Here is a 274-nt window from a genome sequence, read left to right as displayed (position 1 = left end):
CCCTTAAAAGAATACAAACTATCACTCGGTATTATCGGTGGTATTTTATTAGGAATTACAGGAACGTTTCTCCCGTACACGTTATTCTCAGGAGAACATCAATTAAAAGATTTAGTCGTGGAATGGAGCAATTTATCCTTCTGGATCCTACTTCTTTCAGGGATTTTTAAATTATGTATTACTGCCGTTTGTTTAAATACAGGTTGGCGCGGCGGACATATTTTCCCAATCATATTTGCTGGATCTAGTATCGGATATGCTATAGCTTCCATTA

Annotated in this window: 1 protein-coding gene; it reads left to right on the top strand. The window is 36.9% G+C overall.

Features of this window, described 5'->3' with window-relative positions; translation table 11 throughout:
- Positions 1-274 (top strand): chloride channel protein (locus ACS2QP_RS27695; protein WP_438883053.1); only part of this gene is annotated, 274 nt, incomplete at both ends.

Source organism: Bacillus cereus group sp. Bce019, from assembly GCF_051781745.1.
Lineage (GTDB): Bacteria > Bacillota > Bacilli > Bacillales > Bacillaceae_G > Bacillus_A > Bacillus_A cereus.
The sequence above is the reverse complement of the archived record's forward strand: the minus strand, read 5'-3'. Positions and strand labels throughout refer to the sequence as shown.